At 69.3% G+C, this 15,705-nt stretch carries 13 protein-coding genes; 6 read left to right on the forward strand and 7 right to left on the reverse strand.

Annotated elements, in window-relative coordinates; genetic code table 11:
• Positions 1-507: tripartite tricarboxylate transporter substrate-binding protein (locus N5K27_RS25405; protein ID WP_279820091.1), on the reverse strand; the 507-nt coding region annotated here is incomplete at its 3' end.
• A 201-nt stretch (positions 508-708) separates the two neighbouring features.
• Between N5K27_RS25405 and N5K27_RS25410 the strand changes: the two genes are divergently transcribed.
• Positions 709-2,544: an ABC transporter ATP-binding protein/permease gene (locus tag N5K27_RS25410; protein WP_243724604.1), complete on the forward strand. Its 1,836-nt coding sequence runs from the start codon at positions 709-711 to the stop codon at positions 2,542-2,544.
• Between the two features lie 10 nt (positions 2,545-2,554).
• Here N5K27_RS25410 and N5K27_RS25415 read toward each other — a convergent pair whose 3' ends face one another.
• Together N5K27_RS25415 and N5K27_RS25420 are read right to left on the reverse strand one after the other, a co-directional pair.
• On the reverse strand, positions 2,555-3,214 hold the full coding sequence (locus tag N5K27_RS25415) for a bifunctional 4-hydroxy-2-oxoglutarate aldolase/2-dehydro-3-deoxy-phosphogluconate aldolase (protein WP_087838978.1): 660 nt from the start codon (positions 3,212-3,214) through the stop codon (positions 2,555-2,557).
• 78 nt (positions 3,215-3,292) lie between these two features.
• Entirely contained in the window at positions 3,293-4,498 is a 1,206-nt protein-coding gene (locus N5K27_RS25420; protein WP_087838979.1) for an MFS transporter, read from the reverse strand.
• A gap of 97 nt (positions 4,499-4,595) precedes the next feature.
• On the opposite strand from N5K27_RS25420, the gene N5K27_RS25425 reads away from it, so the two are divergent.
• Complete coding sequence (locus tag N5K27_RS25425; RefSeq protein ID WP_087838980.1) at positions 4,596-4,892, forward strand: acylphosphatase; 297 nt, start codon at positions 4,596-4,598, stop codon at positions 4,890-4,892.
• On the opposite strand, the gene N5K27_RS25430 is transcribed toward N5K27_RS25425, so the two are convergent.
• From N5K27_RS25430 to N5K27_RS25445, 4 genes are all read right to left on the reverse strand, one after another.
• Complete coding sequence (locus N5K27_RS25430) at positions 4,893-6,365, reverse strand: aldehyde dehydrogenase family protein (RefSeq protein WP_087838981.1); 1,473 nt, start codon at positions 6,363-6,365, stop codon at positions 4,893-4,895.
• 27 nt (positions 6,366-6,392) lie between these two features.
• A complete protein-coding gene (locus N5K27_RS25435; protein WP_132980256.1) occupies positions 6,393-8,183 on the reverse strand; it encodes a thiamine pyrophosphate-binding protein in 1,791 nt (596 codons plus the stop codon).
• Between the two features lie 39 nt (positions 8,184-8,222).
• Positions 8,223-9,197 carry a tripartite tricarboxylate transporter substrate binding protein gene (locus tag N5K27_RS25440; RefSeq protein ID WP_087838983.1) on the reverse strand — a complete coding sequence of 325 codons (975 nt, stop codon included), beginning with the start codon at positions 9,195-9,197 and terminating at the stop codon, positions 8,223-8,225.
• A gap of 311 nt (positions 9,198-9,508) precedes the next feature.
• Positions 9,509-10,303, reverse strand: coding sequence for an enoyl-CoA hydratase-related protein (locus N5K27_RS25445; protein WP_087838984.1), 795 nt, complete (start codon positions 10,301-10,303; stop codon positions 9,509-9,511).
• Between the two features lie 191 nt (positions 10,304-10,494).
• Between N5K27_RS25445 and N5K27_RS25450 the strand changes: the two genes are divergently transcribed.
• The 4 genes from N5K27_RS25450 to N5K27_RS25465 all read left to right on the forward strand — a co-directional run bounded on the left by N5K27_RS25450 (position 10,495) and on the right by N5K27_RS25465 (position 15,685).
• The gene (locus tag N5K27_RS25450) at positions 10,495-11,322 is read left to right on the forward strand and encodes a DUF3014 domain-containing protein (RefSeq protein ID WP_087838985.1); all 828 of its coding nucleotides are present in this window, start codon (positions 10,495-10,497) and stop codon (positions 11,320-11,322) included.
• A 258-nt stretch (positions 11,323-11,580) separates the two neighbouring features.
• Positions 11,581-12,087 carry a (2Fe-2S)-binding protein gene (locus tag N5K27_RS25455; RefSeq protein ID WP_087838986.1) on the forward strand — a complete coding sequence of 169 codons (507 nt, stop codon included), beginning with the start codon at positions 11,581-11,583 and terminating at the stop codon, positions 12,085-12,087.
• Positions 12,084-14,357, forward strand: a complete 2,274-nt coding sequence (locus N5K27_RS25460; protein WP_165963259.1) for a molybdopterin cofactor-binding domain-containing protein — start codon at positions 12,084-12,086, stop codon at positions 14,355-14,357. The genes N5K27_RS25455 and N5K27_RS25460 overlap by 4 nt, the downstream gene beginning before the upstream one ends.
• A complete protein-coding gene (locus N5K27_RS25465; RefSeq protein WP_279820106.1) occupies positions 14,357-15,685 on the forward strand; it encodes a cytochrome c in 1,329 nt (442 codons plus the stop codon). Before N5K27_RS25460 ends, N5K27_RS25465 begins: the two co-directional genes overlap by 1 nt.
• The last annotated feature ends 20 nt before the right edge of the window (positions 15,686-15,705 follow it).

Here is a 15,705-nt window from a genome sequence, read left to right on the forward strand (position 1 = left end):
GAACGACAACTGGGCGCCAGGCCGCGCCGCGTACGCGGCGAACTCCTTGACTGTCTTGACGGGCAGCCCGGCGTTCACGCCCAGCCAAAGCTGGGCGGTGAAGAGCTGGGCCACCGGCACGAAGCTGGCCACCGGGTCGTAGCCGGCCGAGCGCAGCAGGTGCGGCGCCTGCACGTAGGGTGTGGTGCCCAGCAGCATGGTGCGGCCGTCGGGCGGCGACTTGGCCACGTGGGCGGCGCCGATGACGCCGGAAGCGCCGGCGCGGTTGTCCACGACCACCGGCACGCCCCACTCCTTGGACAAGGGTTCGGCCACCAGTCGCGCGGCGTTGTCGAACGAGCTGCCGGCACGGCCGGACACCACGATGGTCACGCGGCCACCGTCGAAAGGCTCGGCCGCCGCCGGCACCGCGCCCACGAACAGCGCGGCGCATGCCAGGACCGGCAGGCAGGCCAGCACGCGGCATGCGCGCCGGCGCGCGCGAACGCCAGAAATGTCTGATTCCATGGTTGTCTCCCCTTTTCCCGGGTGGTTTGTCGTGCGAATACTGGAATCCGGGCGGGAAGCGGTCAAACGGAATTCTCGCCGGCTGAGACAACGCAAACGGCTGCCGTCGCCGCCCCCGCGTCGGCGCATCCCCATGGGGTAAACGAGCCTGGATATCCGAACAGGCGTATCGTTGCCAACATTGCTTCCTGGAAACACGCTTTGAACACACCTGCTCCTGCGCGCCGCCCCGGCGGCGGCCTGGCCACCCTGCGCACCCTGCTCCCCTACCTGTGGCCGGCCCACGCGCCCCGGCTGCGCCTGCGCATCGTGGCCGCCCTGGCACTGCTGGTCGCCGCCAAGGTCGCCAACGTCTACGTCCCCATCTTCTACAAGTCGGCGGTGGACGCCCTGGGCGGCACGGCGGCCGCCGCGCTGGCCATCCCGGTGGGGATGATCCTGGCCTACGGCGGCGCCCGCGTCCTGTCGCTGGTGTTCTCGGAACTGCGCGACGCGGTGTTCGCGCGCGTGGCGCAGAACGCCATCCGCGTCGTCGGCCTGCAGGTGTTCCGCCACCTGCACGGGCTGGCGCTGCGCTTCCACCTGGCCCGCCAGACCGGCGGGCTCACGCGTTCCATCGAGCGCGGCACGCGGGCGATCAGCACGCTGCTGTCCTACATGCTGTTCAACGTGCTGCCCACGCTGTTCGAGATCGGGCTGGTCACCGTGATCCTGTGGCACATGTTCGACGCCTGGTTCGCGCTGGCGACCCTGGTCACGGTGGTGCTGTACATCGCCTACACGCTGCTCGTCACCGAATGGCGCACGAAGTTCCGGCGCCAGATGAACGAGACCGACTCCGAGGCCAACACCAAGGCCATCGACAGCCTGCTCAACTACGAGACCGTGAAGTACTTCGGCAACGAGGAACACGAGGCGCGGCGCTACGACCACGCGCTGGGCCGCTACGAGCGCGCGGCGGTCAAGAGCCAGGTCAGCCTGTCGCTGCTGAACATCGGCCAGGCCGCGATCATCTCGGTCGGCCTGACCGTGGTGATGTGGATGGCGGCGCGCGGCATCGTCGCCGGCCGCCTGAGCATCGGCGACTTCGTGCTGGTCAACGCCTACCTGCTACAGCTCTACCAGCCGCTGAACTTCTTCGGCTTCGTCTACCGCGAGATCAAGCAATCGCTGATCGACATGGACCGCATGTTCGAGCTGCTGTCGGAAGACCGCGAGATCGCCGACGAGCCCGGCGCGCCCGACCTGCGCGTGGACGGCGCCACCGTCGAGTTCCGCCACGTGGTGTTCGGCTATGATCCGCGGCGCCTGATCCTGAAGGACGTCAGCTTCACCATACCCGCGGGCAGGACGGTGGCCGTGGTGGGCTCGTCGGGCGCGGGCAAGTCCACCCTGAGCCGGCTGCTGTTCCGCTTCTACGACGTCAGCGGCGGCGCGATCCTGATAGACGGCCAGGACATCCGCAAGATCAGCCAGTCCAGCCTGCGCGCGGCCATCGGCATCGTGCCGCAGGACACCGTGCTGTTCAACGACACCATCTACTACAACATCGCCTACGGGCGCCCGGGCGCGACCCAGACCGAGATCGAGGAAGCCGCGCGCCTGGCCCACATCCACGATTTCATCCTGGCCATGCCCGACGGCTACCAGACCGTGGTGGGCGAACGCGGACTGAAGCTCTCCGGCGGCGAGAAGCAGCGCGTGGCGATCGCCCGCACCATCCTGAAGCGGCCGGCGGTGCTGGTATTCGACGAGGCCACCAGCGCGCTGGACACGCACACCGAACGCGAGATCCAGGGCAACCTGCGCGAGGTCAGCCGCGGACGCACCACGCTGACCATCGCCCACCGCCTGTCCACCATCATCGACGCCGACGAGATCATCGTGCTGGACGGCGGCCGGGTGGTGGAGCGCGGCCGCCATCACCAGTTGTTGACGCTGGACGGGGCCTATGCGGCCATGTGGCGCCGGCAGCAGGAAAGCACCGCGGGCGGCGACGAGCTCAAGCCCTACCAGGCCGCGGAGCAGGCCACCTGATTCGATCCGGTCAGGCGGCCGCGGCGTCCTGGAGCGTGGCCTGGAGCGACGCCACCAGCGCCTCGGTGTCGCGCGCGGCCAGCCGCGCCTTGTCGAACAGGTTGCTGCCCATGCCGACGATATCGGCGCCGGCGCGGTAATAGGCGGACATGTTCTCGCGCGTCACGCCCCCGGTCGGGCAGAACAGCGTGTCGGGGAAGACCGCCTTCACCGCCGCCAGGTGGCCCGGGCCGCCGGTGCCGGCGGGAAAGATCTTCACCACGTCGGCGCCGGCCGCCTTCGCCGCCAGGATCTCGGTGGGCGTGAACGCGCCCAGCATGCTCAGGGCGCCCGCCGCGCCCGCCAGTTCCACCAGCGCCGGCACGACGCCCGGCGCGACCAGGAAATCGGCGCCCGCTTCCAGGGCCGAGCGGGCCTGCTCGGCATCCAGCACGGTGCCCACGCCTATCAGCACGTCCGCGTGGCCGGCCCGTTCGGCCTCGGTCCGCAGCGATCGCAGGACATCCAGCACGCCGGGAATGGTCCAGGTCAGCTCGATGCCCCGGCAGCCGGCGCGCAAAGCCACCTGCGCGGCGTAAAGGGCGGTCTCGGCGTCCTGGTAGCGCAGGACGGGGATCAGCCGCGCGGCCCGCAGCACGGCCCAGCGCTGCTGGGGGATGGAATCGGCCATGTTCGTCGTCCGGGAAGAATCCGACACAGGCTAGCATGGCGCGCGGCGCGCGCCTGTAAGGGGCGGCAACACGCGCCGCTAGCGGGCGGACGGGGATACGGCCCTGGATGCGCGCGGCCGCAGGGTCCAGGCCGCCGCGGCGGCCAGCGCGGCCACGGCGCCGCCGATCGACACGCCATGCCAGCCGGCATGCGCGTATAGCCAGGCCGATGCCAGCGAGCCCAGCGAGCCGCCGATGAAGTAGCTCGTCATGTAGGCCGCCGTCAGGCGGCCGCGCGCCTCGGGGCGGATGCGATAGATGGCGTTCTGGTTGCTGATGTGCGAGGCCTGCGCGCCCAGGTCCATCAGGATCACGCCGACCACCAGCAGCGCCACGGAATACTGGCCGAGCACGATGGGCAGCCACGACACCAGCAGCACCGCCAGGCCGAAGCGCGTGGCGGTCTCGCCCCTGCCGCGGTCGGCCAGCCGCCCCACCCGGGCGGCCGCCAGCGCGCCGGCCGCGCCCGCCAGGCCGAACAGGCCGATGGTGAAGGTGGAATAGCCGAACGGCGGCGCCGACAGCAGGAAGGCCAGCGACGTCCAGAACATGGCGAAGCTGGAAAAGGTCAGGGCGCCGAGCAGGGCACGGGTGCGCAACACCGGCTCCTGGGCGAACAGCGCCGCGATCGATGCGATCAGCCGGGGATACGGCATGCCGGCCGCCTGCGCCGGATGGTGCGGCAGCGAGCGGCGCAGGATGAAGGCCAGCGCGGCCATCAGGAGCGCGGCGATCCCGTAGACCAGGCGCCAGTTGCCCAGCGCCGCCACCAGTCCCGCGAAGGTGCGCGCCAGCAGGATGCCCAGCAGCAGGCCGCTCATCAGCGTGCCCACCACCCTGCCGCGTTCGTTCGGCGCCGCCAGCGTGGCGCCGAAGGGCACCAGCACCTGGGCGACCACCGAGAACAGCCCGGCCACGGTCGTGCCGGCCAGCAGGACCGGCAGGTTGCCGGCCAGCGCGCTGGCGCACAGCCCGCCGGCGGCCAGCAGCGTCATCACGAAGATCAGGTTGCGCCGGTCCAGCAGATCGCCCAGCGGGACCAGCAGGAACAGTCCCACCGCGTAGCTGACCTGGGCCGCCGTCACGATGGAGCCGGCCTCGGGCACGGACAGGCCGAGGTCGCCGGCGATCACGTGCAGCAACGGCTGGGCATAGTAATTGGCCGCCACGGTCAAGCCGGTGGCGATGGACATCAGCCAGACGAGGCCGGGACTCAGGGAAGGGGAAGAAGCGGATGCGGTCATGACGACATTATTCCGCACGAAGCCTTATCTGATCCAACGCCGGCGGGCACGTTTTCCGCTGGTAGACTCGATTCCCCAGCCATTTTCGAATCGATCCATGCAAGAACTCGACAGCACCGCCCCCCTGGAAACCGTACTCGTCCGCGTGACCGGCAGGGTCCAGGGCGTCGGCTATCGCCTGGCCACGGTCCGGCGCGCCCACCTGGTAGGCGTGGGCGGCTGGGTGCGCAACAATGACGACGGCTCGGTCGAGGCGCTGGTGCAGGGCACGCCCGACCAGGTCGACCAGATGCTCGAATGGATGCGCCAGGGCCCGCCCCAGGCGCGCGTGGACGACCTGGCGAGCGAGCGCCAGTTCATCGACCGGCGGTTCGCCCGCTTCGAGCAGCAATGATCAGCCCAGCTTGACGTTCACGTTCTTGGTGTAGGTGAACTCCAGCAATTCGGCGAAGCATTCCTCGCGGCCGATGCCCGACTGCTTGACGCCGCCGAAGGGCGCGCCCAGGAAATGCTGGCTGGTGTTGTTGATCCACACATAGCCCGTCGTCATGCGCCGTGCGGCCCGGTGTGCCGTGTCCAGGTCGCGGGTCCAGATCGATCCCGTCAGCCCGAAATCGACGCCGTTCACCTGCTCGAACAGCGCATCCTCGTCGCGCCACTTGAAGACCGACAGGATGGGACCGAAGACTTCCTCGCGCGCCAGCCGCATGTGCGGCTGCACGTCGGCGAACACCGTCGGCTCGAAGAAGAACCCTTGCGCCAGCGCGGGGTCGGCGGGCCGCTTGCCACCGCTCACCAGCCGCGCCCCTTCCTCCAGGGCGGAAGCGACGAAGCCCTCGACCTTCTGCAATTGCGCCCGGCTGACCAGCGCCCCCATGGTGGTGGCCGGGTCGATGGGGATGCCGGGCTTGTGGCGCTCGGGCAGCAGGCGGGCCACGGCCTCGAGCACGCGGTCGTGGATGGACTCGTGCAGGAAGACCCTGCTGGTGGAGCCGCAACTCTGGCCCGACCAGGTGAAGTTCATGCCGCCGATGATGCCCTGCACCAGCTTGTCGAGATCGGCATCCGGATAGGCGATCAGCGCGTTCTTGCCGCCCAGCTCCAGCAGCACGGGCTTCAAGTCGCGGGCCGCCGTCTCCATGACCGCCTTGCCGGTCGGCACGCCGCCGATCAGCGTGACCTTGCGCACCAGCGGATGCCGCGACATGGCGTCGCCGCATTCGCGGCCGCCGCACAGGAAGTTCACCACGCCCGGCGGGAAGATGTCGCCCACCAGCTCGGCCAGCCGGATGATGGACAGCGGCGCCTGGTCGGGCGCCTTGACCACCACCGTGTTGCCCGCGGCCAGCGGCGCCGCGATGCGCAGCGCCGCGAACATCAGCGGATGGTTGTAGGCGACGATGCGGGCGATCACGCCCATGGGCTCGCGCACGGTGTAGTTCAGGTTGCCGTCGCCCATGGGTATCGTCTCGCCCTTGACCTCGGCGGCCAGGCCGGCGAAGTACTCCAGGCCGTCGGCGGCGAAACCGGCATCGTTCAACAGGGCGGAGACGGGATTCCCGTTGTTCAGCGAATCGAGCTGCGCCAGCGGCAGCGCGTGTTCGCGCAGGACGGCGGCGGCGCGGCGCAGGTAGTCGGCCCGGCGCGCGGGCGGCAGGCTGGCCCAGGCCGGAAACGCGGCCTGGGCCGCGCGCACGGCGGCGTCCACGTCGTCCGCGCCCGCCACCGGAGCCTGGGTGATGGCTTCGTCATAGGCGGGATTGATGGTGTCGGCATACAGGCCGGAGGCCGGTTCGTGCCAGGCGCCGCCGTAGTACAGGCTGCGCCGGGTGGGAAGTATGCCCGGGGGGATCTCGTGAGCACGCATGGAAGACTCTCTTGAAAAAAGCGGAAGCTAGTGGCTGGAACGGGTCAGGCCCGCGGTCATGGCGGGGTTGTAGCCGGGCTGGACGATGGCATCGACGACCACGATGCCGCCCTGCCTGACCGTCGCGACGGCCTCGGCCAGGACGCGCTCGAGCTCGTCCGCGCGCCGGACCGGCCCGATGCCGATCAGCCCCTGTGCCCGCGCGATCGCCGCCAGGTCGGGGGCGGGCTCGTCGATCCGCTGTCCTACCCAGCGGTTCTCGACCGGCCGGCCGCGCTGGCGCGCCACGCGTTCCTGGTGGACCTCGTCGTTGAAGAACGAGCGGTTGTTGCAGACGATCATCAACATGGGGATGCCGGCATGGGCGGCCGTCCACAGCGCGTTCACGCCCATCATGTAGTCGCCGTCGCCGATCAGCGCTACCGGCAGGCGATCGCCGCCCTTGAGCGCCAGCGCCGATCCGATCGCCATGCCGGGGCCCGAGCCCACGCCGCCGCCGCCGTCGTAGCCGACGAAATCCAGCGGATGCCGGAAGTCCCAGAACTCGCCGCTCCAGCTGAGCGGCAGGCGCGTCAGGCACGTCGGCGCATCGCCCAGCACCTTGCGCAACACGGCGGCCACGGTGGGCACGGTCATGGGCGCGGCCGGGTCTCCGGGTATTTCGGGGCGCCGCACCGGCGCCGCCGCAGGCGCCTGCTCGCGGCGCGGCGTCACGTGTTCGTTCAGCAGCGCGACCGCGGGTTCGGGTTCGGACAACAGGAAGAGATCGACCGGCGGCAGGCCCTGGTGGTCCATGCTCCAGCCGTTGTGGCTGTAGTGGTCCACCGACACCTGGATGACGCGGCTGCCCACCGGGTCGGCGCCCCAGGCCTGCTTGAGCGTACCCGCCAGGTCCAGCCAGTCCAGGCTCAGCACCACGTCGGCCTCGCGCAGCACCTTCTGCGCCTCGGGATGCAGGAACATGCCGCTGGGCGCTGCATGCAGCGGATGATCGGTGGGGAAGGCGGCGCCCACCTTCAGGTCGGTCAGCACCTGCGCCCGCAGGGTCTCGGCCAGGCGCACGCGCGCGGCCCAGCCTTCCTCGGAGCGCGACACCCGTCCGGCCAGGATGACGGGGCGCTTCGCCTGCGACAGCCAGGCCGCGGCCTGCCGCACCTGCTCGTCCGCCGGCCGGGCGGGCGGCGGCGGCAGGTAGCGGGCGGGATCGGGCAGCGGGATGTCCTCGTCGCAGCGCGCCTCCTGCACCGCCGCATCCAGACAGACGTATACCGGGCCGTGCGGCGCCGTGGTCGCGATCTGGCGGGCGCGCAGCAGGGCTTCCAGCGCGGCGGGCACGGACGCGGGCTGGGCGTCCCACTTGACGAAGTGCCGCACCAGGGCGCCCTGGTCCTGCGCGGTATGGATCCAGTCTATCCACGGCCGGCGCTTGGCCGCATCCACCGGCCCGGTCGCACCCAGGATGATCACCGGCGCGCGGTCCACCCAGGCATCGTAGATGGCCATGGACCCGTGCATCAGGCCCACGTTCGCATGCAGCGCAGCGCCCAGCGGCTTGCCGGTCACCTTGGCATAGCCGTGCGCGATGGCGACCGCGTGCTCTTCGTGCAGCACCACGATCATCTGCGGCTGGCGGTTGCCCAGGTGGTTGACCAGGCTGTCGTGCAGGCCGCGATAGCTCGACCCCGGGTTCAGGATCAGATAGGGAATGTCCAGCTCGCGCAGCAGGTCGGCGATCCTGTCGCTGCCCCATGCCACGCCGTCGTGTTCCCACGGCTGGGGTTCATCGCGTCGCACCAGCGATTCGGTGGAGGACTTCATGGTGTTTCCTGTGTATGAAGAAAAAGGCGGAGAGAAGATTCAATCGACGCGGATGTTGGCGCGCTTGATGACCTCGGCCCAGCGCTTGCGGTCGTCGCGCATCATCCGGTCCAGCTCGGCCGGCGTGCTGGTGGCGGCCTGTATGCCCTGCTCGGCCAGCTTGGCCTGCACCGCCGGCATCTTCAGCGCGCGGTTCAGCTCGGCGTTCAGCTTCTGCACGATATCGGGCGGCGTGCCGGCGGGCGCGATCAACCCGATCCAGATGTCGCTCGCGAAATTCGGCACCTTCTCGGCAATGGTGGGCACCTCGGGCAGCGTCTGCAGCCGCTGCGCACCCGTCACGCCCAGCGCCCTGAGGCGGCCGTTCTGGATGTAGGGCAACGCGGAATTGATGGGGCAGAACATGACGTCCACCGTGCCCGCCAGCACGTCCACCAGCGCCGGGTTCGAGCCCTTGTAGGGCACGTGGGTCATCTGGGTGGAAGTCAGCGACTGGAAGATCTCGGCCGACATGTGCTGCGGGCTGCCTGAACCGGCCGACGCATAGGTCAGCTTGCCTGGCTCGGCCTTGGCCATGGCAATCAGTTCCTCGATCGAACCGGCCTTCGACTGGCTGGGCACGACCAGCGTCATGGGCAGCGTGGCCATCAGGCCGATTCCCATCAGGTCCTTCTGCACGTCGAAGGGCAGCTTGGGATACAGCGCGGGGTTGACGGCCACGGTCTGGTTGGGCGCGATTCCCAGCGTATAGCCGTCGGGCCTGGCCTTGGCCACCTGGTCGGTGCCTATGTTGCCGGCGGCGCCAGGCTTGTTCTCCACCACGAAGGGCTGGCCGAGCGTCTTCGACATTTCCTCGCCCAGCACGCGGGCCAGCACGTCGTTCGAGCCGCCCGGCGGCAGCGGCACGATGATGCGTATGGGCTTGCTGGGATAGTCCTGGGCGGACGCGGCGGCGGCCGCGCAACAACCGATGAGCGCCGCGGCGAACGCCGCGCGATAGGGATGTTTCATCATGTCTCCTCGCTGTGGTCCGCGCCGCGCGAGGCGAGAGGCGTCACGCAGCGGGCCGTTTCGTTGGCGGGGCCATGATAGGGACTGGCATCCGGGCGTTCAATCTTGAATGTTGAATCAATTCACTCAACCTTGAATGATGATTCAATGTTCGAAACCGAGGCGACGCGCTCGGGACGGCGCGGACGACGGCGCGGGTCGTCACGGGCCGGGACGAAAGAGAAGGGAAGAGAAGGGATGAAAAGACGGCCGGCGAATCGGCCGGGCGGAAAGCGGAGCCGCCGCGGCCCGAGCGGCCACGGCGGCGGCGGGAATCAGCGTCCCTTGAACACCGGGGCGCGCTTCTCGATGAAGGCGCGCATGCCTTCCTTCTGGTCCTGGCTGTCGAACAGCCGCTCGAAGGCGCGGCGCTCGATGGCCAGCCCGGCTTCCAGGCTGGCGTCCGCTCCCAGCCGCACGGCATCGCGGATGGCGCGCACCGCCAGCGGCGGCATGGCGCAGATCTGGCGCGCGATGGCCAGGGCGCGTTCGAGCGCGGTGCCGTCGGGCACGAGTTCGCTGACCATGTTGGAGTGATAGGCCGTCCTGGCCGGGATGCGATCGCCCGTCAGCGACCACAGCAGCGTCTTGTACTTGCCCGCCGAGCGCAGCAGGCGCTGCGTGCCGCCGCCGCCGGGAATGATACCGACCTTGATCTCGGGCTGGCCGAAGCTCGCGCCCTCGGCCGCGATGATGATGTCGCAGGCCAGCGCCAGCTCGCATCCGCCTCCCAGCGCGAAACCCTCGACCGCCGCGATGACCGGCTTGCCCAGCCCGCGCAGCACGTGGAATACCTGGTCGCCGCCCTGCAGGGCGTGGTCCGTGGGCTGCATGGTGGACATCTCGACGATGTCCGAGCCCGCGACGAAATAGCCGCCGGCGCCGGTCAGCACGATGCAGCCGATGGCCGGGTCCTGCTCGAACTCGCGCAGGTAGCGCACCAGCGTGGCCTTGACCTCGGCATTCAGGGCATTCTTCCGCTCGGGGCGGTCGATCACGATGACGCCGACGTTGTCGTGACGCTCTTGGCGCACCGGCGCCTTGTTCTGTTGGGCTTGACTGTCAGACATGGGGAATCCAGTGGAGTTGGGGGGAAGGCGGTTGCAGGCTGCGATCTTCGAGAATACACAAAAATGGCGGCGTGGCTTCCGTGCCTTTTCCGCACGCGGGGATGCCGATGCGGCAACTACCCCGTACCGGCCTGTGAACCCTTCCGCGCGGCTGGTACAGTGTTTCCGGACTCAATCGACATAGGCACGCCATGAACCGACTGTCTTCCCTCGTCGTGGTGCTGGCCCTGGCAGCCATCGGCACCGGCCTTTACCTGTGGCTGCGGCCACAGCCAGAGCCGCCGGCGTCCGTGGCGGAGTCTCCTCCGGCGGCCGCGGAATCCGCCGAACCGCCCGCGCCGCCGCCGCCCGAGCCGGAGATCCAGCACCCCATCGAACCGCCCCCCGCCGCCGAGACGGCCGAGCCGCCGGCCGCGCCCGACATCACCGTGGCCATGACCGGCCTCCTGGGCCGGGATGCCGTGCTGTCTTTCTTCAACCTGGATCATTTCATCCAGCGCGCGGTGGCCACGGTGGACAATCTCGCCCGCCCGCACGCGCCCCCGCGGGTCTGGCCGGTCAACCCCACGCAGGGCCGCTTCGCCGTCGAGGGCGCGGCGCCCGGCGAACGCATCGCCGCCGCCAACTACAACCGCTACCGGCCCTTCGTGGCCGCCGTCACGGCCGTCGGCACCGACAAGGCGGCCGCGCTCTACAAGCAGCTCTATCCCCAGTTCCAGAAGGCCTACGAGGACCTGGGCTATCCGCGCGGCTACTTCAACGACCGCCTGGTGGCCGTGATCGACACGCTGCTGGCCACGCCCGATCCGGCCGAGCCCGTGGCCGTGAACCTGCCCGAGGTGAAAGGCCCCAAGGAACTCCAGCGTCCGTGGGTAAGTTACGAATACTCCGACCCCGCCCTGGAATCGCTTACCTCGGGGCAGAAGATCCTGCTGCGCATGGGCCCGGACAACCGGCGCGCGCTCAAGGCCAAGCTGGCGGACTTCCGGCGCCACGTCACGCAATCGATGACGCGCTGAGGCCGCCGCGAGCCGGGCGGTCAAGGCGCGGTGCCGCTCCTTGCGGCCATTAATTACCGGCCACTCGGTTTGCATTTACGTCACGATCAGTGTAAACCCTAGGTCTTTTCCAGCGACGCCGTCCGCGCGAGACGGCCCTCCGGCAACAAGTCGACACACCTATGTGTCCTCGCCAGCCCATGGTCCAGCTAGGGTAATGGTGGCTCCGCATCGCGTCGCGAGCCGGCCGGTTGAACGCCACCAACACAGGAAACGAACATGGCATCGTTAAAACTCCAGGTGAACGGCGGAGAGCATTCCGTCGAAGCCGACAAGGACACCCCGCTGCTCTACATCCTGCGCAATGATCTGGCCTTGAACGGACCGAAATTCGGCTGTGGACTGGGCGAATGCGGCGCCTGTACGGTGCTGATCGACGGCAAGGCCGCGCGCTCATGCCTGATCCCCGCTGGCAGCGTGCAGGGCAACCCCATCGTCACCCTGGAGGGCCTGGCCAAGGGCGACGCCCTCGATCCCGTGCAGCAGGCGTTCATCGAAGAAAACGCCGCCCAGTGCGGCTACTGCATCAACGGCATGATCATGGCCGCGCGGGCGCTGCTGGACCGCAATCCGCGCCCCACGGTGGACGAGATCAAGCAGGCGCTGGCCTACAACCTGTGCCGCTGCGGCACCCACATCGAGATCATCAAGGCGGTGCAGCGGGCCGCCGAACTGCAAGGCAAGGCCGCGCCCATGACGGCCGCCATGGCGGAGGGCGCGCAATGAAGACGACTTCGCACGCCCCGCGCCTCTCGCGCCGCCAGTTCCTGGCCGCCACCGGCAGCCTCGCGGTCACTTTCACGTTCCCCGCCCTGGTCAAGCGCGGCATGGCCGCCGCCGGCCCGGCCACCGATGCCGGCTCGCAACTGGTGGACAAGACCCTCGTCTCGGCCTATGTGCAACTGATGGCCGACGGCACCGTCCGCGCCTGCAACGGCCACGTCGACCTGGGCACCGGCATCCGCACGGCGTTCATGCAGATCGTGGCCGAAGAACTGGACGTCGGCATGAGCCAGGTCACCATGGTGCTGGGCGACACCGACGCGACGCCCAACCAGGGTCCCACCATCGCCAGCAACTCGGTACAGGCGTCGGCCGTGCCCATGCGCAAGGCCGCGGCGCAGATCCGGCAATTCCTGCTGGAAGAGGCGGCGCGCCGCCACGACGTGCCGGTCTCCTCGCTCGTCACCCGCAACGGCCAGGTACTGCGCGCCAGCGGCGAGCGCCTGGCCTCCTACGGCGAACTGATCGAGAACAAGACACTGTCGGTGCCGCTGGCGGCCGACGTTCCGCTCAAGCCGGTCTCGGAATACACCATCGTCGGCAGCCCCGTGCCGCGCGTCGACATTCCCGCCAAGGTCGCCGGCAAGCTGACCTACGTCCACGACGTGCGCCTGCCGGGCATGCTGCACGCGCGCATCGTGCGGCCGCCCTACCTGGGCCGCGACTCGGGCGGCATGGTGGCTACCAGCCTGGAATCGGTGGACGAGTCCTCGGTGGCCAAGGTGAAGTCCCTGGTGAAAGTCGTCGTCATCAAGGACTTCGTGGCTGTCGTCGCGCGCCGCGAGGAAGACGCCATCCTGGCCTCGCGCCTGCTGAAGGTGAAATGGAAGGCGCCGCCGGCGCTGGGCTCCATGGCCTCGCTCACCGACGCGCTCGCCTCCCAGCCTTCCAAGCAGCGCCCCCTGGCCAGGAAGGGCGACCCGGACAAGGCTCTGGCATCGGCCAGGAACACGGTGAAGGCGACCTACGTGTGGCCCTACCAGATGCACGGCTCCATCGGCCCGTCCTGCGGCGTGGCCGACTGGAAGGACCAGAAGCTGACTGTCTGGAGCGGCAGCCAGAACCCCCATAACCTGCACAGCGACATCGCCAAGATGCTCGACATCCCGGAAGACCGCATCCGCGTCGTGCGGATGGAGGCCTCGGGCTGCTACGGCCGCAACTGCGCCGACGACGCTTCGGCCGATGCCGCGGTGCTGGCGCGCGAGCTGGGCCAGCCGGTGCGCGTGCAATACATGCGCGAGGAAGAGCACGCCTGGGAGCCCAAGGGTACGGCCCAGACCATGGACGTGCACGGCGGCGTCGCCGGCTCCGATTCGCTGGTCTACCGCTTCGGCACCCGCTATCCCTCCAACGGCGCGCCGCTGCTGGCTTCGCTGCTGATGGGCAAAGAGAAGGCCGAGGCCACGGTGTTCGAGATGGGCGACCGCACCGCCATCCCGCAGTACCGCGCCTCGGACCTGGACATCGTGGCGCTGGACATGGCGCCTATCGTGCGCGCGTCGTGGATGCGCGGCGTGGCCGCGCTGCCCAACGTTTTCGCCCACGAATCCTTCATGGACGAGCTCGCGGCCAAGGAGAGCGCCGACCCGGTCGAGTTCCGCCTGCGCTTCATGGAGGACCCGCGCCCCATCGCGCTGCTCAAGGCCGTGGCCGAGAAGGCCGGCTGGCAGCCGCGCAAGGCGCCGGCCGAGCGCCCGACCAAAGGCGTCGTCAAGGGCCGCGGCGTCTCCCAGCACCAGTACGTGCACGGCACCTTCCCCGGCGTGGGCGCCTCGTGGTGCGCCTGGGTGGCCGACGTCGAGGTCGACCTGGACACCGGCAAGGTACGGGTGACCCGCGTCGTGGCGGGCCAGGACTGTGGCCTGATGATCAATCCCGACGGCGTGCGCCACCAGGTGCAAGGCAACGTCATCCAGACCGTCAGCCGCACGCTGAAGGAAAGCGTGAGCTTCGACCAGAACGGCGTCTCCAGCCTGGAATGGGGCGCCTATCCCATCCTCAAGTTCACCGAGCTGCCCGAGGTCGACGTGGTACTGATGCCGCCCAACGGCAATCCGCCGTTGGGCTCCGGCGAATCGGCGTCCGTTCCCGGTCCCGCCGCCATCGCCAACGCGATCTTCGACGCCACCGGCCTGCGCCTGCGTGAAGCGCCCTTCACGCCCGAACGCGTGCGGGCCGCCCTTGCCGCCGCCAACAAGGAGACCAAATAATGAGCCGCGCCGCCAAGTGGTTGCTGACCATCGTGATCCTGCTGGTCGTCGTCGCGGCCGGCGCAGCGCTGATCGCGCATGAGCCGGAGATCCCCACCGCGACGGTGGATACCAGGCAATTCCCCGAAGAACAAGTCCGGCGCGGCCAGGAAGTCGCAGCCGCCGGCATGTGCGTCGTCTGCCATACCGCGCCGGGCGGGCAGGCCAACGCCGGCGGGTTCCACATGGAGACGCCCTTCGGCGTCATCGTCTCGACCAACATCACGCCCGATACCGAGACCGGCATAGGCGGATGGTCGTTCGAGGCCTTCGAGCGGGCCATGCGACGCGGCATCGCCCGCGACGGCACGCACCTCTACCCGGCCTTCCCGTACACCTCGTTCACCAAGATGAGCGACGAGGACATGCATGACTTGTACGCCTACATGATGAGCCAGCCGCCGGTCCGCAACCAGCCGCAGGAAACCCATCTGCCGTTCCCCTTCAACCAGCGCATGCTGATGGCCGGGTGGAACCTGCTGTTCCTGGACCGCGATCCGGTCGCCAAGGTGGCCTCGGAATCGGAAGCCTGGAACCGCGGCCAGTACCTGGCGGTCGCGCTGGGCCACTGCAGCGCCTGCCATACGCCCCGCAACGCGCTGGGCGCCGAAAAAAGCGGAAAGGACCACCTGGGCGGCGGCCAAGCCGAAGGCTGGATCGCCCCGGCGCTCAATGGGTCCTCCAAGGCGCCGATACCGTGGACCGAACAGGCCCTGTTCGACTACCTGCGCGCCGGCTACTCGGACCAGCATGGCGCGGCCGGCGCATCCATGACCCCGGTGGTACGCGTCGGCACCTCGCAGATCGCCGAGTCCGACACCCGTGCGCTGGCCACCTACATCGCCAGCCAGATGGCCGGGGCCGGCCAGGGCAAGACCGGCCCCACGCCGCCGCAGCGCGAGGCGGCGGCGCAGGCCGCCGTGGCCACCACCGACACGCTGGGCGCCCGCATCTACGCCAACGCGTGCGCGGCCTGCCACCATCCCGGTCCCGGCGGACCCGACCTGTTCGGCGCCCAGCCGCCGCTGTGGCTGGCCACCTCGCTGAACCTGGACCAGCCCGACAACGTGATCCGCTACGTCCTGAACGGCACCCAGCACGATGCGGGCAACCCGCGGGGCGGCCACATGCCGGGCTATGCGTATGCACTGAACGATGCGCAGGTCGCGGCGGTGGTGCAGTTCATGCGCGAGTCCTTCACCGGCCAGCCGGCCTGGAATGGCGTGCAGGATGCGGTCAGGCGGATCCGGGGCGAGTATCCGCTGGCGTTGCAGGGGAGGGAGCAATAACGGGGAACGGGGCGCTTCTG

The organism is Pigmentiphaga sp. GD03639 (genome assembly GCF_029845405.1).
GTDB classification, from domain to species: domain Bacteria; phylum Pseudomonadota; class Gammaproteobacteria; order Burkholderiales; family Burkholderiaceae_B; genus Pigmentiphaga; species Pigmentiphaga daeguensis.